Origin of the sequence: Janthinobacterium sp. PSPC3-1 (assembly GCF_049896105.1) — a bacterium.
Lineage (GTDB): Bacteria > Pseudomonadota > Gammaproteobacteria > Burkholderiales > Burkholderiaceae_D > Janthinobacterium.
The window spans coordinates 22,314-43,607 of sequence record NZ_JAFCTQ010000017.1 but is presented as its reverse complement, the minus strand read 5'-3'; the positions used below and the strand labels follow the sequence as shown (position 1 = coordinate 43,607).

At 64.7% G+C, this 21,294-nt stretch carries 20 protein-coding genes; 7 read left to right on the top strand and 13 right to left on the bottom strand.

Translation table 11 applies throughout. The features are described 5' to 3' along the window. Window positions 1-4 precede the first annotated feature (4 nt). The gene (locus tag ACP7B7_RS18085; protein ID WP_426077561.1) at window positions 5-1,306 is read left to right on the top strand and encodes a dihydroorotase; all 1,302 of its coding nucleotides are present in this window, start codon (window positions 5-7) and stop codon (window positions 1,304-1,306) included. A gap of 60 nt (window positions 1,307-1,366) precedes the next feature. Continuing rightward, a complete protein-coding gene (locus ACP7B7_RS18080) occupies window positions 1,367-2,113 on the top strand; it encodes a lysophospholipid acyltransferase family protein (protein WP_426077560.1) in 747 nt (248 codons plus the stop codon). Here ACP7B7_RS18080 and ACP7B7_RS18075 read toward each other — a convergent pair. The 7 genes from ACP7B7_RS18075 to ACP7B7_RS18045 all read right to left on the bottom strand — a co-directional run bounded on the left by ACP7B7_RS18075 (window position 2,103) and on the right by ACP7B7_RS18045 (window position 8,526). Further along, window positions 2,103-2,867 carry an ABC transporter permease gene (locus ACP7B7_RS18075; RefSeq protein WP_426077559.1) on the bottom strand — a complete coding sequence of 255 codons (765 nt, stop codon included), beginning with the start codon at window positions 2,865-2,867 and terminating at the stop codon, window positions 2,103-2,105. The two genes, ACP7B7_RS18080 and ACP7B7_RS18075, sit on opposite strands and share 11 nt — an antisense overlap. 2 nt (window positions 2,868-2,869) lie before the next feature. Beyond that, window positions 2,870-4,114 (bottom strand): ABC transporter substrate-binding protein, encoded by a 1,245-nt coding sequence (locus ACP7B7_RS18070; protein ID WP_426077558.1) that lies wholly within the window; start codon window positions 4,112-4,114, stop codon window positions 2,870-2,872. 16 nt (window positions 4,115-4,130) lie between these two features. Further along, complete coding sequence (locus tag ACP7B7_RS18065) at window positions 4,131-4,916, bottom strand: ABC transporter ATP-binding protein (RefSeq protein ID WP_426077557.1); 786 nt, start codon at window positions 4,914-4,916, stop codon at window positions 4,131-4,133. Next, entirely contained in the window at window positions 4,913-5,995 is a 1,083-nt protein-coding gene (locus ACP7B7_RS18060; protein WP_426077556.1) for an acyl-CoA dehydrogenase family protein, read from the bottom strand. The genes ACP7B7_RS18065 and ACP7B7_RS18060 overlap by 4 nt, the downstream gene beginning before the upstream one ends. A 13-nt stretch (window positions 5,996-6,008) precedes the next feature. After that, a complete protein-coding gene (locus ACP7B7_RS18055) occupies window positions 6,009-6,563 on the bottom strand; it encodes a carboxymuconolactone decarboxylase family protein (RefSeq protein ID WP_426077555.1) in 555 nt (184 codons plus the stop codon). 118 nt (window positions 6,564-6,681) lie between these two features. Next, window positions 6,682-7,602 (bottom strand): AraC family transcriptional regulator, encoded by a 921-nt coding sequence (locus ACP7B7_RS18050; RefSeq protein WP_426077554.1) that lies wholly within the window; start codon window positions 7,600-7,602, stop codon window positions 6,682-6,684. Between the two features lie 78 nt (window positions 7,603-7,680). After that, on the bottom strand, window positions 7,681-8,526 hold the full coding sequence (locus ACP7B7_RS18045; protein WP_308924505.1) for a symmetrical bis(5'-nucleosyl)-tetraphosphatase: 846 nt from the start codon (window positions 8,524-8,526) through the stop codon (window positions 7,681-7,683). Window positions 8,527-8,802: 276 nt separating this feature from the next. Here ACP7B7_RS18045 and ACP7B7_RS18040 point away from each other — a divergent pair, with 276 nt between their 5' ends. The 5 genes from ACP7B7_RS18040 to waaA all read left to right on the top strand — a co-directional run bounded on the left by ACP7B7_RS18040 (window position 8,803) and on the right by waaA (window position 14,047). Then, window positions 8,803-9,897 (top strand): MraY family glycosyltransferase, encoded by a 1,095-nt coding sequence (locus ACP7B7_RS18040; RefSeq protein WP_426077553.1) that lies wholly within the window; start codon window positions 8,803-8,805, stop codon window positions 9,895-9,897. 109 nt (window positions 9,898-10,006) lie between these two features. Further along, window positions 10,007-10,276, top strand: coding sequence for an H-NS family nucleoid-associated regulatory protein (locus ACP7B7_RS18035; RefSeq protein WP_426077552.1), 270 nt, complete (start codon window positions 10,007-10,009; stop codon window positions 10,274-10,276). 73 nt (window positions 10,277-10,349) lie between these two features. Then, entirely contained in the window at window positions 10,350-11,732 is a 1,383-nt protein-coding gene (locus tag ACP7B7_RS18030) for a phosphomannomutase/phosphoglucomutase (protein WP_426077551.1), read from the top strand. A 33-nt stretch (window positions 11,733-11,765) separates the two neighbouring features. After that, a complete protein-coding gene (waaC, locus tag ACP7B7_RS18025) occupies window positions 11,766-12,746 on the top strand; it encodes a lipopolysaccharide heptosyltransferase I (RefSeq protein ID WP_426077550.1) in 981 nt (326 codons plus the stop codon). A 26-nt stretch (window positions 12,747-12,772) separates the two neighbouring features. Further along, the gene (gene waaA, locus ACP7B7_RS18020; protein WP_426077549.1) at window positions 12,773-14,047 is read left to right on the top strand and encodes a lipid IV(A) 3-deoxy-D-manno-octulosonic acid transferase; all 1,275 of its coding nucleotides are present in this window, start codon (window positions 12,773-12,775) and stop codon (window positions 14,045-14,047) included. A 109-nt stretch (window positions 14,048-14,156) separates the two neighbouring features. Here waaA and ACP7B7_RS18015 read toward each other — a convergent pair whose 3' ends face one another. The 6 genes from ACP7B7_RS18015 to lnt form a co-directional block, all read right to left on the bottom strand. Further along, the gene (locus tag ACP7B7_RS18015) at window positions 14,157-15,101 is read right to left on the bottom strand and encodes a M48 family metallopeptidase (protein ID WP_426077610.1); all 945 of its coding nucleotides are present in this window, start codon (window positions 15,099-15,101) and stop codon (window positions 14,157-14,159) included. A gap of 44 nt (window positions 15,102-15,145) precedes the next feature. Further along, on the bottom strand, window positions 15,146-15,886 hold the full coding sequence (locus ACP7B7_RS18010; protein ID WP_308924511.1) for a lysophospholipid acyltransferase family protein: 741 nt from the start codon (window positions 15,884-15,886) through the stop codon (window positions 15,146-15,148). Between the two features lie 14 nt (window positions 15,887-15,900). Next, window positions 15,901-16,479, bottom strand: a complete 579-nt coding sequence (gene gmhB, locus ACP7B7_RS18005) for a D-glycero-beta-D-manno-heptose 1,7-bisphosphate 7-phosphatase (RefSeq protein WP_426077548.1) — start codon at window positions 16,477-16,479, stop codon at window positions 15,901-15,903. Between the two features lie 14 nt (window positions 16,480-16,493). Then, window positions 16,494-18,596, bottom strand: a complete 2,103-nt coding sequence (glyS, locus tag ACP7B7_RS18000; protein ID WP_308924513.1) for a glycine--tRNA ligase subunit beta — start codon at window positions 18,594-18,596, stop codon at window positions 16,494-16,496. A 26-nt stretch (window positions 18,597-18,622) separates the two neighbouring features. Further along, window positions 18,623-19,555, bottom strand: a complete 933-nt coding sequence (glyQ, locus tag ACP7B7_RS17995; RefSeq protein ID WP_426077547.1) for a glycine--tRNA ligase subunit alpha — start codon at window positions 19,553-19,555, stop codon at window positions 18,623-18,625. 156 nt (window positions 19,556-19,711) lie between these two features. Continuing rightward, window positions 19,712-21,286: an apolipoprotein N-acyltransferase gene (gene lnt, locus ACP7B7_RS17990; RefSeq protein WP_426077546.1), complete on the bottom strand. Its 1,575-nt coding sequence runs from the start codon at window positions 21,284-21,286 to the stop codon at window positions 19,712-19,714. Window positions 21,287-21,294 lie beyond the last annotated feature (8 nt).

Below are 21,294 nucleotides of genomic sequence, written 5' to 3'. Positions count from 1 at the left end.
AAGCATGACGACACTACATATCAAGAATGGCCATCTGATCGACCCTGCCAACGGCATCGACGGCCTGCAGGACCTGTTTATCGCCGACGGCAAGGTCCTCGCCGTGGGCAGCGCACCGGCCGGCTTCGTGGCCGACACCACCTTTGACGCGGCCGGCCTGGTGGTTTCCCCTGGCCTGGTCGACCTGTCCGCGCGCCTGCGCGAGCCGGGTTACGAATACAAGGCCACGCTGGAATCCGAATTGCAGGCGGCGCTGCAGGGCGGCGTGACCAGCCTGGTGTGCCCGCCCGACACCGATCCCGTGCTCGATGAGCCTGGCCTGGTGGAAATGCTGAAATACCGCGCCAAGACGCAGGACAAGGCGCATGTGCACCCGCTGGGCGCGCTGACCATGGGCCTGAAAGGCCAGTCGCTGACGGAAATGGCGGAACTGACGGAAGCGGGCTGCATCGGCTTTGCGCAGGCCGAGGAACCGATCGAAGACACCACCGTGCTGCTGCGCGCGATGCAGTATGCGAACACCTTTGGCTACACCGTGTGGCTGCGCCCGCAGGACCCGCATATCGGCCGCGGCGGCATCGCCCACAGCGGCCCGCTGGCCTCGCGCCTGGGCTTGTCGGGCGTGCCGGTGATGTCCGAAACCATCGCGCTGCACACGATTTTCGAACTGATGCGCGCCAGCCGCGCGCGCGTGCACCTGTGCCGCATTTCGTCCGCCGCCGGCCTGGAGCTGATCCGCGCCGCCAAGGCCGAAGGCCTGCCGGTCACCTGCGACGTGGGCGTGCACCATGTGCACCTGACCGATGCCGATATCGGCTTCTTTGATCCGAACGCGCGCGTCACGCCGCCATTCCGCAGCCAGCGCGACCGCGACGCGATCCGTGCGGCCCTGTTCGACGGCACCGTCGACGCCATGTGCTCGGACCATACGCCGGTCGACGACGATGAAAAACTGCTGCCCTTCGGCGAAGCGTCGCCTGGCGCCACCGGCCTGGAACTGCTGCTGTCGCTGGCCCTGAAATGGGCCGACGACTACGCGCTGGCCCAGCCGCAAGCCGGTGCGCGTCCGCTGGCGCGCGCCGTGGCCAAGGTCACGGCCGATGCCGCCAAGGTGGCCGGCATCCCGGCCGGCAGCCTGGCCATCGGCGCAGCGGCCGATATCTGCGTGTTCGACCCCGCCGCGCGCTGGACCGTGTCGTCGTCCTCGCTGGCCAGCCAGGGCAAGCACACGCCCTTCCTCGGCTATGAACTGAGCGGCGTCGTCAAGGCAACCATCGTGGCTGGACGGGTGGCGTTTCAGCGTTAATCTGTAGTTTGATTGCCGGCGGGCGGCTGCGGCTGCTCCCGGCACTTGATTTGGTGTCATTTGAAACTTCTGCTTACCTGGCGCCTCGCGCGCGTCGCCCTGCATCTTGCCATCGGCATGACCAAGAGCCTGCTGCTGTTTCCCTGGCTGGACGTGGAGGGGCGCAACCGGCGCATCCGCGCCTGGTCGCGCCAGCTGCTGGTTATCTGTAATGTCACCGTGGAGGCGTCCGCCAGCCATGCGCTGGCGCTCGACCATTGCCTGGTGGTGGCCAATCACGTTTCCTGGCTCGATATCTTTGTCATCGACGCGGTTCACCCTTGCCGCTTTGTCGCCAAGGCCGAGATCCGCTCATGGCCGATTTTGGGCTGGCTGGCGGCGCGCGCCGGCACGATCTTTATTTCACGCGGCAACAAGCGCGATTTGCGCAAGATCTTCCAGGGGCTGGTCGACAAACTGCAACAGGGCGAACGGATCGGCGTATTCCCCGAAGGGACCACGGCCGCACAGGGAAACCTGCTGCCGTTTCACGCCAATCTGTTCGAGGCGGCGATCGACGCGCAGGCGCCGGTGCAGCCGTTTGCCGTGTCCTACGTGGATGCGGCGGGCGTGCCGCACGATTCCATCGACTTTATCGGCGAGATGACGTTCGCGCAAAGCATGGTGCGCATCCTTAGTGGCAAGCCCGTCATCGCGCGCCTGGCGTGCCTGGCGCCGATCACCACGGTCGGCGCGCACCGGCGCGAACTGGCGCTGGCGGCGCATGCCGCCGTCGCGGGTTCTTTAGGCGTCAGCACTAGCGTTTGACATGCAGCCAGCGCGCATGCGCGCTCCTGGCCAGGTAGTCGAGCATGAAACCCAGTATGCCGATCAGCACGATGGCCGCCATCAGTTCCGAATACGCCAGGCGGTCGCGCGTATCGAGGATAAAGTAGCCGAGGCCGGCCGACACGCCCAGCATTTCGGCCGGCACCAGCACGATCCAGATAATGCCGATGGCCAGGCGCACGCCTGTCAGAATGTCCGCCGTAATGCCTGGCAAAATCACCTTGAAGACGATCTCGCCACGCGTGGCCGACAGGCTGCGCGCCAGCAGCAGCCAGTTCGGATCGAGCCGCGCCACGCCGGCCGCCGTATTGAGCAGGATCGGCCAGACGGCCGCAAACGCCAGCAGGAAGTAGACCGGCGCGTCACCGACACCCAGCACCATCACGGCAATCGGCATCCACGACAGCGGCGAAATCATGCGCAGCAGCTGGAACAGCGGCATGGCGGCGCCCGAAAAACTTTTCGACATCGCCACCAGCACGCCGAGCGGCACGCCGATCACGATCGCCAGGCCCAGGCCGACGGCCACCCTTTGCAAACTGAGCGTCACATGCAGCCAGATGTCGGCGCCCGCCAGCATGTCCCTGAATGCCAGCGCGGTGGGCAGCGGCGCAAAGGCGGTGGCGATCGGCGTGGATTTTTCCAGTTGCCACACACCGAGCGACCACAGTAACAAGGCGCCGGCCAGCCCCACCAGCGGCAGGCCCAGGCGCATGAACCACGTTCTTGCCATCGTCAGACCGCCACGGTTTCGCTGCGCAGCAGGTTGGCCGGCAGGCCGAAGGCGGCCGGGCCGCCGACCGCGTTGATCGCCTTGCGCACGAAGCGGTCATCAACCAGGTCGCGCGCGGCGAACTTCGGATCGAGGCTGGCCAAAAAGCGCGTATCGCCCTCCACCTTGGTGCGGCCGATCGCCCGTACCAGTTCTTCCGTGTACGAAGCAAACGGATACGGCTGGAAGTCGATGCGGCGCTGCTGCCAGTTTTTGTGCACGATCAGGCCCTGTTTTTCATAGGTGGCGTAATCGGTGGTGGCCAGCACTTTCGTCAATACCTGCAGCGGATGCGGCGTATAGCGGTGTTCGCCCACGTTCGACAGCAGCTTGGCCGTGTCGACCTGGTTCGAACGCGTCCACAGCTGTGCCTTGACGATGGCGTTGGTGACTTTTTGCGCCCATTCGGGACGGGTATTGATGTCGCGCTCGGACAAAAAGGTCACGCAGCAGGCATGGTTCTTCCACACATCGCCCGAGAAGCGCAATATCTTGCCGATGCCGGCGTTTTCGGCCGCCGCATTGAACGGCTCGGCCACGATATAGCCGGCGATCGCCTTGCTGGCCAGGGCCGAGACCATTTCGGCCGGCGCCAGCACGATCAAATTCACTTCGTTCGGCTTGATGGCCGCATTGCGCGCGCGTGTGACGGGCGTCAAGCCGTTGGCCGACAGAATCTGCTGCAGCAGGATATTGTGGATCGAGTACCAGAACGGAATCGCCACCGTGCGCCCGCCCAGGTCCTGCACCTTGCCGATCTCGTTGGCCACCGTCAGCGCCGAGCCGTTGACGTGGTTCCAGGCCACCACTTTTGCCGGGAACTTGGCGCCATAGCGCACCCACAGGGTGGCCGGCGACAGCAGGTGGATCACGTTGACCTGGCCGGCGACGAACGCTTCGATGATCTGCGCCCAGCTGCGGAACAGGCGCGGCGTTTCCGCCTGCAGGCCTTCGGCCTCGAACAGCTTGCGCGCGTGCGCCACCAGCAAGGGTGTCGCGTCGGTGATCGGCAGGTAGCCGATCTTCACGGGCTGGTCGTCGCCCTTCGGTCCCTGCTGGGCCATGGCGTCGCCGGCGAACAGCAGCGGCGAGGCCACGCTGGCCGTGGCCAGCGCCGACATGCGCAGGAAGTCGCGGCGCGTCAGGCCGCAATCGCAGTCGGACGAGGCGCAGATATGCAGGGGGGAGTTCTCTTTTTGGAAGGACATGCGATGCTCCGTTCGATTAAAGGGGGAGGGCAGGTTGCGGTTTTTGCAGCGACTGCAGGGCGTCGAGGATCTCCATCTTGAGGGCGATCACGCCGGCGCCATGGCTGATACGGGGCTGGGCGATATCGACCGGCCACTCGCGCACGATATTGCCCGGCTTGCCGCCCATCAGCAGGATGCGGTCGGCCACCAGGATCGCTTCATCGATATCGTGGGTGACCAGCAGCACGGCCGTGTGCCAGCGGTGCACCACCTCGACCAGCAGCGACTGCATCTCGGCGCGCGTAATGGCGTCCAGGGCCGAAAACGGCTCGTCGGCGAACAGCAGTTCCGGCTCGCGCGCCAGGGCGCGCGCCAATGCCACGCGCTGCGCCATGCCGCCCGACAGCGCTGATGGATACAATTTTTCGCGGCCCTGCAAACCGACCGCCTCGATCGCCTGCGCCACGCGCGCTGCGTGCGCTTCGCGGCTCAGTTTTGGCTGGTGCTTGAAGTCGAGGCCAAAGCCGGCATTGCCGGTGACGTTCAGCCAGGGCAGCAAGCTGGCCTGCTGGAACACCAGCGCGCTGCGCGGATCGGGTTCGCGCATCGGCGCGCCGAGGAAATCGATGGCGCCGCCGGACGGCGCCTGCAAGCCGGCCAGCACGCGCAGCAAGCTCGATTTGCCGCAGCCGCTGCCGCCCAGCAGGCAGACGATCTCGCGCTTGCGCACGCCCAGCGAGACATCCTGGAACACGGGCGGCAAGCCCGGATAGGCATAGGAAAGTCCCTGCGCCTGCAGCGCCCAGTCAGCCATCGTCATGGCTGGCCTGCCGCTTTGGCGGCCTGCTGGCTGTCGAACTGCTGCAGCGCCGACTGCAGTTGCGTCAGGCTGGGCGTAACGATGGGAATAAAGGCCGATTCGCGCCAGCGGCGGGCAAAGCCCTGCTGCTGGGTGCTCAGGTAAGCGCGCCCGCCCATTGCCTGCAGTTCCAGCATCATGGCTTGCTGCAGCAGCTCGGCCAGCTGTATGCGCAGGCGGAACATGGCCGGCGCCTGCTTGACGAAGCGGCCATCGTGCACGCCGGCCAGCAGGGTGGCGGTGGCGAGTTCCAGTGTTTCCTTCAGCGCGGCGATGCGCGGCGTGAGGGCGTTGCGCGAACCTTGCGAAATCAGCGCCGCCTGCGCCAGGCTGGCGCGCGCGAGACCGATCGACATGCCGCACTGCATGCCGAGGAAGGCCGGGCGCACCTGCGGCAGCCAGGCCGGCGCATTGTCGCTGATGATATCGTCCGCTGAAATCGACACGTGGGTCAGCTTGACCGATGCCGTATTGCTGCCGCGCAGGGCGATCAGGTCCAGGTCGGCATTGCGCTGCACGCCGGCCAGCTGGCTGTCGAAGGCGACGATCACCGGTGGCGCGCCGTCATTTGGCGCGACCGCGGCGGCGGCGACAAAACCGGCTTTGCGCAAGTTGGTGACCCAGGCCAGGGCGCCGTCGACCAGCAGGCCATCGCCCTGGCGCGCGGCCGTGATTTGCAGCTGCTCGATGCCGGACAAGAATTTCATGGCGTTCGACAGGCCGCTGGCGCCGGCCTGCGTGCCGGCCAGCAGCGCCGGCAGGCGGCGTTCGGCCAGTGCGCGGTTCGGGCTTTGCAGCATGAATTCGATAAAGCAGCGCTGGCCCCAGAACACAAAGGCGCTGGTCAGCGACAGTTCGGCCACCTTGGCGATCGCTTCGATGGCGTCGCGCACGTCGCCGCCCGCGCCGCCGTGTTCCTGCGGCACGCCGGTCGCCAGCAGCCGGTCGCCGGCCAGCGCCGGCAGCACGCTTTCAGCCAGTTCGTTCGATTCGTCGAGCCGGTCGGCATGCAGGTGCAGCCAGTGCACGAGGTTGGGCATCAGATTCGCCATCTCAGACGGCGCCTGGCAGGTAAGGCGTCAGTTGCGGATTGACGGGGGTGCCGGCCAGGCTGTTGGAGAAATTGCACAGGGTGGCCAGGCTGATGCCGAGCACCACTTCCAGCGCCTGCTGTTCGTTGTAGCCGGCTGCCAGGAAGGCCTGGTATTCAGGGTCGGCGACGGCGCCACGGGTGGCGATGACGGCGCCGGCAAAGGCGGCCACGGCGTCGAGTTTTGCGTCGCCGGTGAGCTGGCCATGCTGCAGGGCGCGCACGGTGTCGGGTGTCTGGCCCGCTTTTTTCAAGGAGATGGCGCTATGGCCGGCGATGCAGAAATCGCAGCCATGGATGCGCGCGGCCGTGATCTGCACCACTTCGCGCTCCATCAGGCTCAGGCTGGCGCGGCCATTGATGCCCGAGACGGTCAGATAGGTTTCCAGCGCCAGCGGCGCATTGGCCAGCACGCCGATCAGGTTGGGCAGGAAGCCATTGTTGGCGATCGCCTTTTCCACGAAAGGGCGGCTCTCGGCCGGGGCGGTGTCTATCGTATGCAGCGTCAGTCGGGACATCGGAAGCCTTGCCAGGGTGGTTGATCACCAACTGATTATATCGGCCCCCCCAGATGCATAACAGACGCCAACGTCGCCATTTTCTGCTCATTCGTCTGCGATGTTGAAATCCTTGATCTCAGTTCGATAGCTGCCGCTGGCGCTGGTCGCGGCGGTAGGCGCCGGGCTGCTCGCCGGTGGCGCGCTTGAAGGCGCGCGTGAAGGCTGCATGCGAGCGGTAGCCGACCAGTTCGGCCACCCGTTCCACCGAGGCGCCGTCGTGCAGGCGGCGCGCGGCGATCTTCATGCGCAGCAGGAGCAGGAACTGCGCCGGCGAGTGGCCGCTGGCGCTGGCGAAGTGCTTGCAGAAGCTGGCGCGCGACATGCACGCGGCCTTGGCCATGTTTTCGATCGACCAGTCGGCGGCGGGCGCGTCCAGCATGCGTTCGAGCAGCGGCGCAAATTCGGCCCGGTGCAGCAGCGACAGCAGGCCGCCCGCCACTTGCTCGCCCTGCGCCACATGGCGGATCAGGTAGAAGAACAGCAGCTCGACCAGGCGCGCCATCAAGGGGGAGGGTTGTTCCGGGTCGCCGCCCGCCTCCTGCAGGATCAGGTCGAACAGCGCGGCGGCGGCGGCAAACGCGGGCGCGCCGCCGCGGATCAGCAAATAGGGCGGAAACGAGTCGACGATCAGCTTCGAGGCCGCGCCCTGGAACTGGAAAAAGCCGCAGGCCAGCGCGGTGGCAGGGCTGTCGCTGGGGGTATGCAAGGGGCGCATCGCTTGCGCGCCGGCCGTCTGCAGCGGGTCAATGTCGGGGCTGAGAAAGTGCGGCAGGTCGCGCAGCAGGAAGACGCCGTCGCGCGGTCCCAGCGCCACCGGCGGCGCGCCATCGACGTGCAGATAGCAATGACCGTCGAGCACCAGGTGAAAGCTGCCCAGTTCCCGTCCGGCCGTGGAAGCGCGCCAGCGGCCGCAATACTGGCCCGCGTGCAGCACCGCCGTGTCCAGTTGCAGGCTGCCCAGCAGCCAGCGCGCCAGCTGGTCGGTATCAGGAGTCATCGGGTCGCACAGGCAAAAGCATGATCATACGATGCGTGCCGGTGGGGGCAAACGACCGATTCCGAGCAAGCATATGCGTTATCTGGCGGCCTTGCCGGCGGGCTGCCGGAAGGCCGGACAGTCGACCTGGATCAGGCTGCGGTCCTCCAGGCAGACGGCGGACAGTTTGCCGCCCCAGACGCAGCCGCTATCGAGGCCGATCAAGCGGGGGCCCAGCATCAGGCCCAGCGCCGACCAGTGGCCAAATACCACCGTCTCGCCGGCGCTTTGCCTGTCCGGCACGTCGAACCAGGGCATCAGGCCGGAGCCCTGTGGCGCACTGCCGCTTTCCTTCATCTTGAAGTCCATGCGGCCTTCGTCGGTGCAAAAACGCAGCCGCGTCATGGCGTTGATGATGCAGCGCAGGCGGTCGGCGCCGCGCAGGTCATCGCTCCAGATGGCCGGCTCGTTGCCGTACATGCTGCGCAGGAAGTCCACCCAGCCGTCGCTGGCAAGCATGGCGGACACTTCCTCGGCCAGCGACAGGGCCTGTGCCACGCTCCATTGCGGCAGCAGGCCCGCGTGCACCAGCAGATGGCCGTCGTGGCGCAGCGCCAGCGGACGGCGGCGCAGCCAATCTATCAGTACATCGCGATCGGGCGCGGCCAGGATACCGGACAGCGTGTCGGACGCGTGCTGGGGACGGATGCCGTTGACGACGGCCAGCAAGTGCAGGTCGTGATTGCCCAGCACGCTATCGGCCAGGCCCTGTTGCGCCAGTGTATGGACCAGCCGCAAGGTCGCCAGCGAATCGGGGCCACGATTGATCAGGTCGCCGGCAAACAGCAGGCGGTAAGGCCCGTTTGCCGTCTTGGCGATACGGGCCAGCAAATCCAGCGTCTGGTCGTGGCAGCCCTGCAGGTCGCCGATAAAGTAAGTTTTCATGGGGTGGTGGATAGTGATCTCTGCATGATCGTAACAGACGATTTGCTTGCACCACATCATGCCTGAAGTGAGACCTGCGGTGCGGGGCATATGATTTATCGCAAACAAGTTAAAGCTAGTTGCTGTTTCGCTTGCCAAAAAAGCCAGCGGCTGTGTATCAATGGTAAATGGACTGAACAATCATGGGATGTTGCTCTGCCGTTTGGCTCATGCCAGGAGCATGGCATTCCCCATTTTTTAAATGGATACATTCACACGATCTTTGATTGATTAAAAATGTTTTCTTTCATCGTGAGCTTTGTTGTATCCGCCTTGTTGACCTTGTTAATCATAAAGCAGGTGCATTTGCATAAGTCCGCGCTCGATTCGGATTTTCATGGCGTACAAAAAGTGCATTCGCATCTGGTGGCGCGTATCGGCGGCCTGGCGATTTTCCTGGCTGTGTTGCTGGGTGCCACAGTGTCGATCTGGCGCCTGCCGGCCATGGCTTGCTGGATGACCGGGCTGCTGCTGTGCTCGGGCATTGCCTTTGTCGGCGGCATTGTCGAGGATTTCACGGGCAAGGTCAGCCCCATCGGCCGCTTGCTGCTGACCATGGCCGGCGCCCTGCTGGCGTATTACCTGGTCGACGCGCGCATCGATCGCATCGACTGGCTGTTTTCCAGCTGGGCCATCCCCTTTATCTGGCTCAGCTTGCCGATCACGGTACTGGCCGTGGCGGGTATCGCCAACGCCATCAATATCATCGATGGCTTCAATGGCCTGGCCAGCGTGGTGTCGATCTGCATGTTGTTGTCGCTGGCCTATGTGGCCTTGCAGGTCAACGATTCGTTTATCCTGGTCACCGCGCTGCTGGTGGCGGGCGCGATCACCGGTTTCCTGATCTGGAACTATCCGGTCGGCCTGATCTTTCTCGGCGATGGCGGCGCCTATTTCATCGGTTTCATGCTGGGCGAACTGACCTTGCTGCTGGTGATGCGCAATCCGGAAGTGTCGACCTGGTATGCCGTATTGCTGCTGATTTATCCGACCTTTGAAACCCTGTTTTCCGCCTACCGCCGTGCCTTCATTCAAGGTAAATCACCGGTCATGCCCGATGGCATACATTTGCACAGCCTGATTTTCCGCCGTATCGTGCGATGGACAGTGGGTCGCAAGGAAGCGCGCGCGCTGATGCGCCGCAATTCGCTGACGTCGCCGTATCTGTGGCTGTTTTCACTGATGGCGGTGATACCCGCATCGTTATTCTGGCGCCATAGCTGGCTGCTGATTTGCTGCTCCCTGATATTTATTGCCACTTATATCTGGTTATATCTTCGCATTATTCGTTTCAAATCACCGCGCTGGATGATAGTGCGCAAGAAGAGTTAATATGTTTTCACGAATCGGTGTATATTCCATGGGTTTTTGATGCGCATATTAATTTTTCAGAAAGTGAAGCATGAATTTATCGATATTGACCATGGCAGAATTATGCAATTTGGCGGAGAAGGTCCAGCAGGAAGTCAGCCATCGTGAACGCGATGACTTGAACAAGGCGCGCGAACAGATCATGGCGATCGCCCAGCAGGCCGGCATTCCACTGAAACAGCTGATCCTCGATGGCCTGCAGCCGCGCGCGGGCAAGGTGGCGGTACAGTATCGCAATCCCGATAATGCCAGCGAGCAGTGGACAGGCCGCGGCCGCCAGCCACTGTGGGTCAGGTACTGGGTCGAGTCGGGCAAGTCGATCGATCTGCTGCGCGTATAATTCGGTATGTCGTTGGCGCAGTGGCAAGCCCGCTGCGCCGATTTTCTACCCTCTTCATTTTTACGCCCAGACCATGCTTCCACTGTCAAAAACGATTTTCAAAGCTTATGATATTCGCGGCATCATCGACAAAACCCTCGATGCCAGCATAGCGAGAAAGATCGGACAGGCCTTTGGCCAGGCCGCCCTGGCCAAGGGCGAAAAAAGCGTGGTGATCGGCCGCGATGGCCGCCTGTCGGGTCCGGCACTGGCCGCGGCGCTGGCGCAAGGCCTGCAAGCGGCCGGCGTCGACGTGATCGACCTGGGCGTGGTGGCCACGCCGATGGTGTACTTCGGCACCAATGTGCTCGACACGAAGTCGGGCATCATGGTCACCGGCAGCCACAATCCACCCGACTACAACGGTTTCAAGATGGTGCTGGCCGGCGAAGCGATCCATGGCGAAGCGATCCTGGCGCTGTACCGGAGCATCGTCGACCACGACGGCAGCGACAGCGCCACTCCTGGCGGCTATGCCACGCATGACATCCGCGCCGCCTACATCGACCGCATCCTGGGCGACGTGACCCTGGCGCGCCCGATCAGGATCGCCGTCGACTGCGGCAATGGCGTGGCCGGCGCGTTTGCCGGTGACCTGTTCCGCGGCATGGGCTGCGAGGTGATCGAACTGTTCTGCGAAGTCGATGGCAATTTCCCGAATCACCATCCGGACCCGGCCCACCCTGAAAACCTGCAGGACCTGATCCGCTGCCTGGCCGAGAGCGACGCTGAAATCGGCATCGCCTTTGACGGCGACGGCGACCGCCTGGGCGTGGTCACCAAGGATGGCCAGATCATCTATCCGGATCGCCAGATGATGCTGTTCGCCGCCGACGTGCTGACGCGCCATCCGGGCCAGCAAATTCTGTATGACGTGAAATGCACGCGGCACCTGGCGCCGTGGATCACCAAGCATGGCGGCGTGCCGCTGATGTGCAAGACCGGCCATTCGCTGGTCAAGGCCGAGCTGCGTGCGACGGGCGCTCCGCTGGGTGGCGAAATGAGCGGCCATATCTTCTTCAAGGACCGCTGGTACGGTTTCGACGACGGCCTGTATGCGGGCGCGCGCCTGCTGGAAATCCTGACCCGCGAAAGCGATCCCTCGGCACTGCTGAACGCTTTGCCGCAATCGGACAGCACGCCCGAGCTGCACCTGGAACTGAAGGAAGGCGAAAACGTCGCGCTGATGGACATGCTGCGCCGCGACGCTGTTTTTCCTGGCAATGAACGCATCATCACCATCGACGGCCTGCGCGTGGAATACGCGGACGGCTTCGGCCTGGCCCGCTCGTCGAACACCACGCCGGTGATCGTGATGCGCTTCGAAGCGGAAACGCCGGCAGCGCTGGCGCGCATCCAGGGCCAGTTCCGGCGCGTGATCCTGGCTGCCAAGCCTGACGCCGTCTTGCCGTTCTGACGCGTGGCCGGCCATGCTGGCGCGCGGGCGCCCTTGAAAATCCTGCTGGTGCGCGTTTCCTCGCTGGGCGACGTGCTGCACAACCTGCCGATGGTGGCCGACATTGCCCGCCATTATCCCGACGCCACCATCGACTGGGTGGTGGAAGAGGGCTATACCAGCCTGGTGCGTCTGAACCCGCGCGTCGGCACCATCTTTCCGTTCGCGCTGCGGCGCTGGCGCAAGAGCCTGGGCAAGAAGGAGACGCGCGCCGAAATCGCCGCCTTCTTCCGCACCCTGCGCCAGACCCGCTACGACTATGTGTTCGACACCCAGGGCCTGCTGAAAACCGGCATCATCATGGGCGCGGCACGTCTGGCGCCCGGTGGCCAGAAGGTGGGCCTGGCCAATGGCAGCGAAGGCTCGGGCTACGAAGGCATTTCTCGCCTGTTCCATACCAACAGCATCCCGCTCGATCCGCGCACCCATGCGGTGGCGCGCGGTCGCCTGGTCGCCGCCGCGGCGCTCGGTTATGCGGTCGACACGCCGGCCGATTTCGGCCTGCCCGCATTGTCCGCCGCTGACGCACGTCCCGAGTGGATGGGCGCGGCGCCCTATGCCGTGTATTTCCACGGCACCGCGCGCGACGCCAAGAAATGGGCGCCCGAAAACTGGATCGCCCTGGGCCAGGCCCTGTCACCGATGACCATCCTGCTGCCCTGGGGTTCGCCCAAGGAAAAGCTGGAAGCGGAAGTGCTGGCGGCCAGCCTGCCGAACGCGCGCGTGCTGCCGAAGCTGTCGATGGCCGATGCGACCTTGCTGGCGCGCCATGCGGCGCTGGTGGTCGGCGTCGACACCGGCCTGACCCATATCGCCGCCGCCTTCGTGCGCCCGACGGTGGAAATCTACGCCGATTCGCCGCTGTGGAAAACTGAGGGCAACTGGTCGAACAACATCATCAACCTGGGCGACCAGGGCCAGCCGCCCGGCGTGCCGGAAGTGCTGGCCGCGGCCAGGTTGCTGCTGGCCGACTGACGGCCAGGCTTATTCAAGGTTTATTCATGCGACTACTCTATACCCTGGCCTGGTGGCTGGCCCTGCCGCTGGTGCTGGCGCGCCTGTGGCTGCGCGGGCGCCAGGAACCGGGCTACCGCCAGCACTGGGGCGAACGCCTGGGCTTTTACGGCCGCAAGGCGCCGGCCAGCCCCATGACCATCTGGCTGCACGCCGTCTCGGTCGGCGAAACGCGCGCGGCTGAACCGCTGGTCGACGCGCTGCTGGCCGAGTGGCCCGGCTGCCGCATCGTGCTGACGCACATGACACCCACCGGCCGCGCCACCGGCAAGGCGCTGTTTGCCAAACACGGCGCGCGCCTGGTGCAAAGCTATCTGCCATACGACACGGGCGCCATGCCGGCACGCTTTATCCGTCACTACGCGCCGCGCATCTGCATCCTGATGGAGACCGAAGTGTGGCCCAACCTGATCCACCAGTGCCGGCGTTACCGGGTGCCGGTGGTGCTGGCCAATGCGCGCCTGTCGCAGCGTTCATTGAAGAAGGCGCAGCGCCTGGGCCGGTTGATCCTTGAGGCCGCGCGCGCCATCAGCCTGGTCGCGGCGCAAACGCCGGACGACGCCGCGCGCGTGCGCCAGCTCGGTGTGCCGGACGTGGCGGTCACCGGCAGCATCAAGTTCGACGTGGTGGTGCCTGCTAGCGCACTGGCCACCGGCGCCTGGCTGCGCGCGGCGATTGGCCAGCGCCCGGTGCTGCTGTGCGCCAGCACGCGCGAAGGAGAAGAGGAGCTGATTCTCGACGCCATTGCCCGCGCCAGCCTGCCGGCGAACACCTTGCTGCTGCTGGTGCCGCGCCATCCGCAGCGTTTCGACGAAGTGGAAAAGCTGGTCGCCGCGCGCGGCCTGGCGCTGCAGCGCCGTTCAATCCTGGCAGGTAGCGCCGTGGTGGCGCCTGCCACCCAGGTGTTGCTGGGCGACTCGATGGGCGAGATGTTTGCCTATTACGCGGCCTGCGACTGCGCCTTTGTCGGCGGCAGCCTGCTGCCGCTCGGCGGGCAGAACCTGATCGAACCGGCAGCGCTGGGCAAGCCGGTGCTGATCGGCCCGCACACCTTCAATTTTGCGCTGGTGACCGAGCAGGCGATCGAGGCCGGCGGCGCCGCGCTGGTGGCGGACGCCGATGCGCTGATGGCGCAGGCGACTGAACTGTTGCAGGATGCGCCGCGCCTGGCGGCGATGGGTGAACAAGCGCTGGCGTTTGCGGCGCAGCACCGTGGCGCCACGCCGCGCACGATTGCGGCGATCAAACCCCTGTTGCCTTGATCATGTAACAACCGTAGGTCGGATTAGCGCTACGCGCGTAATCCGACAACAGTGTTGGCTCTGACCCTGGTGGTGTCGGATTACGCTACGCTAATCCGACCTACCCGACCTACCCAAACAGGACGGGCAGCTCCTGCGAGCGCTTCCTGAGCGCCTGCTTGGCGCCATCGTAGTCGGGATAGATCGACTCCACCGTGGCCCAGAAGCGGGGGCTGTGGTTCATTTCCAGCAGGTGCGACAGTTCGTGCGCCACCACGTAGTCGACCAGCGGCAGGGAGAAGTGGATCAGGCGCCAGTTCAGGCGGATTTTTCGCTGCACGGTGCAACTGCCCCAGCGCGTGCCGGCCGACGACAGCGACAGGGAATCGTAGCGCACGCCCAGCCTGGCCGCATACAGGTCCAGCCGTTCCTCGAACAGCTGGCGCGCCTCGTGCTGGAACCAGGCTTTCACTTTCTCTTTCAATTGCTGCTCGGTGCCGGTTGGCGTGACCCACACATGCAGCTCACCGGTGTCGCGCTGGAAGCTGGCGCGGTGGCGCGCCGCCTGGTGCAGGCGCAGGGTGATCTCGCCGCCCAGGTAGGGCAGCACGGCGCCGTCGACCCACACCACGGGAGGGCGCTGCTGGCGCTGTACCTTGCGCTCGCCGCGTTCCTGCAATTTCGAGATAATCCAGCCCTGCTTGGCGCGGATGGCGTTGTCGATTTCGGCCAGGGTGACGCGCTTGGGCGCGGTCACGCGCAGGCCATTGTCGTCGATCATGAAGCCGATCGAGCGGCGCGTCGAGCGGCGCAGGGCGAATTCGAGCAGGTGGGGGCCAAGCTGCAACTGGCGCAGCGGCGGGCCGTCGGCGGTGCGGGGAGGGGAAGGAAGCGGAGGCAGGGAAGGTGGAGAAGGAACAGCGATGGGTGGTGCAACTGGCGGTAACGGGACCGGGACCGGTTCGGCAACGGGAAGCACCGGCGGCGCCGTGGGGCGCGCCACCGGGGGCGTGCTGGTCGAGACGTCATGCGCGAACAGATCCAGTTGCTGGTCGCCGACCCTGATGGTCTTCATCTGCTCGCGCAGGGTCGGCTCCTGGATGACCGCGCTGATGCCGTCTAGCCAGCGTTGTAGGCGTGAGGCGAAATGACGCGCATTTCTGATTCTATCCAATTTTCCACCTGTTGCATCATGCTGTCCGGGGTTTGCCCTTCCGGCGAAATCGGTTTGCCTATCGAGACCGTGATCACTCCCGGCCGCTTGAGAAATGACTGCTTGGGCCAGCACTCGCCCGAGTTATGGGCGATCGGCACCACCACCGCGCCGGTGGCAATCGCCAGGCGCGTGCCGCCGCTCTTGTACTTGCCTGCCTGGCCGACCGGGATGCGGGTGCCTTCGGGGAACATGATAATCCATTGGCCATCGGCGAGGCGGCGTTTTCCGTGCGCGACCACGCTTTTGAAGGCGTGCTTGCCCTGCTTGCGGTCGATCGGGATCATGCGCAGCAGCGCCATGGCCCAGCCGAAAAACGGAATGTACAGGATTTCCTTCTTGAAGACATACACCAGCGGGCGCGGCAGGCTGGGCAGCAGGAAGATGGTTTCCCAGGCCGACTGGTGTTTCGACAGCACGATGGCCGGCGCGTCGGGGAAGTTTTCGGCGCCCTTGACTTCATAGCGGATGCCGCAAATGACCTTGGCGCACCAGATGATGAACACGTTCCAGCGCGACGTGAACCAATAGCGCTTGTTATAACTGAATGGCGCGGCAAAAAAACAGGCGCAGGCCCAGATGATGGTGGCCACGATCATGATGACCATGAACAGCAGGGACCTGAGGAACAGGGAAATGGTACGCAAGCGGTTCTCCGGAGTTAAATACTGAATGCCACGGTGGGCGATGGCGCGGCGCTAGCCGGCGCCTTGAGCAGGTGGTTGACCATGGCGGCCAGGTCGGCGAAGACCTGGGTGCCGGGTGGCAGTCCGCCTGTTTCATTGGTGCTTGTGCCCTTGCCGGTCAGGACCAGGTAGGGCACGCAGCCGCTGATGAAGCCGGCCTGCAGGTCGCGCAGCGAATCGCCGACGGTCGGCACGCCTTTCAGGCTGGTGTTGTAGCGCTGCGAGATTTCATGGAACATGCCCGGCTTGGGCTTGCGGCAGTCGCAATTGTCGGCGCCCGCATGCGGGCAGAAGAAGATGGCGTCGATATCGGCGCCGACCTGCTGCGCCAGGGTGTGCATCTTCTGGTGGATCGCGTTGAGCACCGACATGTCGAAGTATTCGCGCGCGATGCCGGACTGGTTCGAGGCGATCACCACCCGGTAGCCGGCCTGGTTCAGGCGGGCGATCGCTTCGAGCGAGCCCGGTATCGGCAGCCATTCGGCCGGCGACTTGATGAAGTCCGGCGAATCATGATTGATGACGCCATCACGGTCGAGGATGATCAGTTTCATCGCCGGCGCGCCCATTATGCCGCCAGCTTGGAAATGTCGGCCACGCGGTTCATCATGCCGTGCAGCGACGACAGCAGGGCCAGGCGGTTGTTGCGCAGGGCGACATCCTCGGCCATCACCATCACGTCGTTGAAGAAGCCGTCGACATCGTCGCGCAGCTGCGCCAGCGTCTGCAGGGTGCCCGTGAAGTCGCCCCTGGCGAAGGCCGCGTCGACTTCCGGCTGCACGCGCGAGACGGCGGCGGCCAGTGTTTTCTCGGCCTCGTCCTGCAGCAGCGCCACGCTGACGCCATTATCGGCAACCAGCTTGAGTGCTTCCTCGTTCTTTTTCAGGATATTCGTGATGCGCTTGTTGGCCGCGGCCAGCGAGGCGCTTTCCGGCAGCGCGGCAAACGCCTGCACCGCTTCCAGGCGCTGCACGATATCGTCCAGGCGATCCGGGTTCTGCGCCACCACCGCTTCGATCTCGTTCGGCGAGAAACCGCGCTCGCGCAGGATGCCGCGCAGGCGGTCCAGCATGAAGGTGGTGACGTCGGCCACCGGGTCCTTGAAGCCGGGAACGGCTGCAAATTGCGCGGCGGCGTCCGCCAGCAAGCCCTGGATCGACAATGGCAGGCGTTTTTCCAGCAGCATGCGCAGCACGCCCAGCGCATGGCGGCGCAGCGCGAACGGGTCCTTGTCGCCGGTCGGCGCCAGGCCGATGGCCCAGATGCCGACCAGGGTTTCGAGCTTGTCGGCCAGCGCCACGGCCGTGCCGGTGGCGGTCGACGGCAGCGCGTCGCCGGCAAAACGGGGCTGGTAGTGCTCGGAGGCGGCCAGCGCCACTTCTTCCGGCTCGCCGTCATGGCGCGCGTAATAGGTGCCCATGATGCCTTGCAGCTCGGGGAATTCGCCGACCATGTCGGTCAGCAGATCGGCCTTGGCCAGCAGGGCGCCGCGTTTTGCCAGCTCGACGTCGCCACCTAATTTTGAAGCAATCGCGCCGGCAATCGCGGTGACGCGTTCCGTGCGCGCGGCTTGGGTGCCCAGCTTGTTGTGGTAGACCACATTGGCCAGCAGCGGCAGGCGCGATGCCAGCGTTTTCTTCTTGTCCTGTTCGAAGAAGAACTTGGCGTCGGACAGGCGCGGACGTACCACGCGCTCATTGCCGCCGATAATGTGCTCGGGCGTGTCGGTGGCGATGTTCGAGACGATCAGGAAGCGCGAGCGCAGCTTGCCATCCGCATCGGTCAGCGCAAAGTATTTCTGGTTGGTCTGCATGGTGAGGATCAAACATTCCTGCGGCACGGCCAGGAATTCTTCCTCGAAGTGGCACTCGTAGACCACCGGCCATTCGACCAGGGCGGTGACTTCATCGAGCAGCGATTCGGGCATCAGCACTTGATCGGCGCCGGCTTTTTCCAGCAGCTGGGCGCGGATGGTGGCCTTGCGTTCTTCGACGCTGGCGATCACGCTGGCGTCGAGGATCAGGCTGGCGGCATAGTTTTCCGCGTGCTTGATGGTGATCGGTTCGCCATTGGTCAGGAAGCGGTGGCCGAGGGTCTCGCGGCCGGCCGTCAAGCCTAGCAGGGTCAAGGGCAGCACGTTGATGCCGTGCAGCGCGATCAGGCTGTGGGCCGGGCGCACGAATTGCACGGTGCTGCCGTCGGGGCGCTGGTAGCTCATCAGTTTTGGAATCGGCAGCTTGGCAGCCGATTCTTGCAGCGCCGCCTGCGCGCCGGTGGCCAACTGGCTGCCCGGCGCCGTATGCGTGTAGAAAAAGCTCTCGGCCTTGCCGTCGGCGGCGCGTTCCAGGTCCGCCACCGCCAGGTCGGGAAAGCCCAGCGCGGCCAGTTTTTTCGCCAGCGGCGCGGTGCCGTTGCCGTTCGCGTCCAGCGCCACCGAGACCGGCAGCACTTTTTCGCGGATCGATTTGTCGGGCGAGACTTCGCGCACATTGGTGATCGAGACGGCCAGGCGGCGCGGCGAGGCGTAGCTGGTGGCGACGCTGTCTTCTTCCAGGAAGTCGCGCGATTTGAGGCCGTTGACGATGCCGGCGGCAAAGGCGGCGCCCAGCTTGGCCAGCGCTTTCGGCGGCAGTTCTTCGGTCAGCAGTTCAATAAGCAGTGTTTGGTTCATGGTGTTCTTGTCTGGTACGGCGTCAGTTAGGCGGCAGGAGCGGCAGGGGCTTCGGTACGTTCGGCGGCTGGCAGCATCGGGAAGCCGAGGCGCTCGCGCGAGTCGTAATAGGCCTGGGCGACCAGGCGCGACAGGGTGCGCACGCGGCCGATATAGGCGGCGCGCTCCGTCACCGAGATGGCGCCGCGCGCATCGAGCATATTGAAGCTGTGCGAGGCCTTCATGATTTTTTCGTAGGCCGGCAGGGTCAGTTGCAGCTCGATCAGGCGCTTGGCTTCGGCTTCGTAGTTGCCAAACTGTTCGAACAGCAGCTCGGTGTTGGCGTGCTCGAAGTTGTAGGTCGACTGCTCCACTTCGTTCTGGTGGAACACGTCGCCGTAGGTCAGTTTTTTCGTCGTGCCGTTTTCTTCCCACTCGGTCCAGACCAGGTCATACACGTTTTCCACGCCCTGCAGATACATCGCCAGGCGTTCGATGCCGTAGGTGATCTCGCCCAGCACCGGCTTGCAATCGAGGCCGCCCACTTGCTGGAAGTAGGTGAACTGCGTCACTTCCATGCCGTTCAGCCAGACTTCCCAGCCCAGGCCCCAGGCGCCCAGGGTCGGGCTTTCCCAGTCGTCTTCGACAAAGCGCACGTCGTTCTGCTTCAGGTCCAGGCCCAGCGCGGCCAGCGAACCGAGATACAGGTCGAGGATGTTTTCCGGCGCCGGTTTCAATACCACCTGGTACTGGTAGTAGTGCTGCATGCGATTCGGGTTTTCGCCATAGCGGCCATCTTTCGGGCGGCGCGACGGCTGCACATACGCGGCGCGCCATGGTTCCGGACCGATCGCGCGCAGGAAGGTACCGGTGTGGAAGGTACCGGCGCCGACTTCCATGTCGTAGGGCTGGAGCAGGGCGCAACCTTGCTTGTCCCAATAGGTTTGCAAGGTCAGGATAATTTGTTGAAATGTGAGCATCGTATGGGTTCGCCGCGCGAAAAGCTGCGCTTTGTTAAGGTTTGCTTGAAGCCCGGACGCCTGCGCTGCAAGGCAGGCAGGCGTCCGGGCCGGGATTTTGCTAATTTTAGCGGGTTTTATGACGCTACTGTGACTCTTGTGTCAATTCGCCTTTGCTCACAGCTTGCGGGCGCGGCGGCCCAGCAGGAAGGCGGCGAGCAAGGCCAGCGCGTTCAGGGCCAGCATCAGTTTGTTGCCGTACAAGATATACGGCGTCATGCCGCCCATGCCCTGCACCGTGGCCGCCAGGGTGCCTTGCTGCGCCGGTGGCAGCAGGCTCACCACCACGCCCTTGCCGTCGATCACGGCGGTGGCGCCGGTATTGGTCGAACGCAGCATCGGCCGGCCCGTCTCCAGGCTGCGCATCTGCGAAATCTGCAAATGCTGGGGAATCGCGATCGAGTCGCCGAACCAGGCCAGGTTCGAGATATTCAGCAGCACCGACGCCGATTGCTTGCCATGGCGGTGGGCATTGGCCAACTGGCCGGCGATCTCTTCGCCGAACAGGTCTTCGTAGCAGATATTCGGCAGCACCAGCTGGTCGCGTACCTGCAACGGCGGCTGCACGCGCGCGCCACGGCCCATGTCACCGAGGGGAATCGCCATCATGGCGACAAACCAGTGCAGGCCGGGCGGCACGAATTCGCCGAACGGCACCAGATGGTGCTTGCGGTACTGGTAGTAGGGACCCGGCGCGCCATTCGGCGTGATGCCGACCGCCGCATTGTAGAAACGGCGTTCTTCGTCGAGTACCGGCATGCCGACCAAGAGCGTGCTGCCGGTCTGCCGGGCATACGCGCCCAGGCCTTCCAGGTAGCCGTCTGGCAGCTGATGCGGCAGCACCGTGACGGCCGTTTCCGGCGTGGCGATCAGGTCGGCCGGCGCGCTGGTGATCGCCTGCTGGTACATCCGCAGGGCGCCCAGCACGAAGGCGGGATCGAATTTCTGCTGCTGCGGCACATTGCCCTGCAACAGGCGCACCGTGATCGGGCGGCCCACCGCATGCGTCCAGTCGACATGACGCAGGCCGATGCCGGCGCCATACAGGGCCAGCACGCCGGCGAGGGCGATCCAGCGCGTGCGCGGCAGCGGATGCGTCAGCAGCAGCAGGGCGCCGGCGGACAGCGCCGCCAGCCAGCCCAGGCCATACGAACCGATGAGGGGCGCAAAGCCGCCCAGGGGGCTGGCATTGTGGGCGTAGCCGGTGGCCAGCCACGGAAAGCCCGTAAACAGCCAGCCGCGCGTCCATTCGAACAGGGTCCACATGGCAGGTAACACCAGCAGCGTCATGGCCGGCAGGGACAAGACCCAGCGGCGGCGCAGCCAGGCGGCCGCGCCCATCGCCAGCGCCACGTAGATCGCCATCAGCAGCGCCAGCAAGGCGACGGCGATGACGGCCAGCGGCGCGGCCATGTCGCCATAGCGGTGCAGCGAGATATACAGCCAGTGGGTGCCGGCGCCGCACCAGCCGAAGCCGTAGGCCCAGCCGACGCGCGCGCTGCTCTTGATGTCGGCCGCGCGCAGCACCTGGTAGAACAGCACGGCCAGGCTGATGATTTGCAGCGGCCAGTAGCCGAATGGTGCAAACGCCAGCACCGCCACCGCGCCGGCAATGGCGGCGATCAGCATGCGCGAACCCGTGCTGCGGGGCGGCTTGGCGGCGGCGTTGGGATCAACGCGTCGGAAACGCATCTACAGCA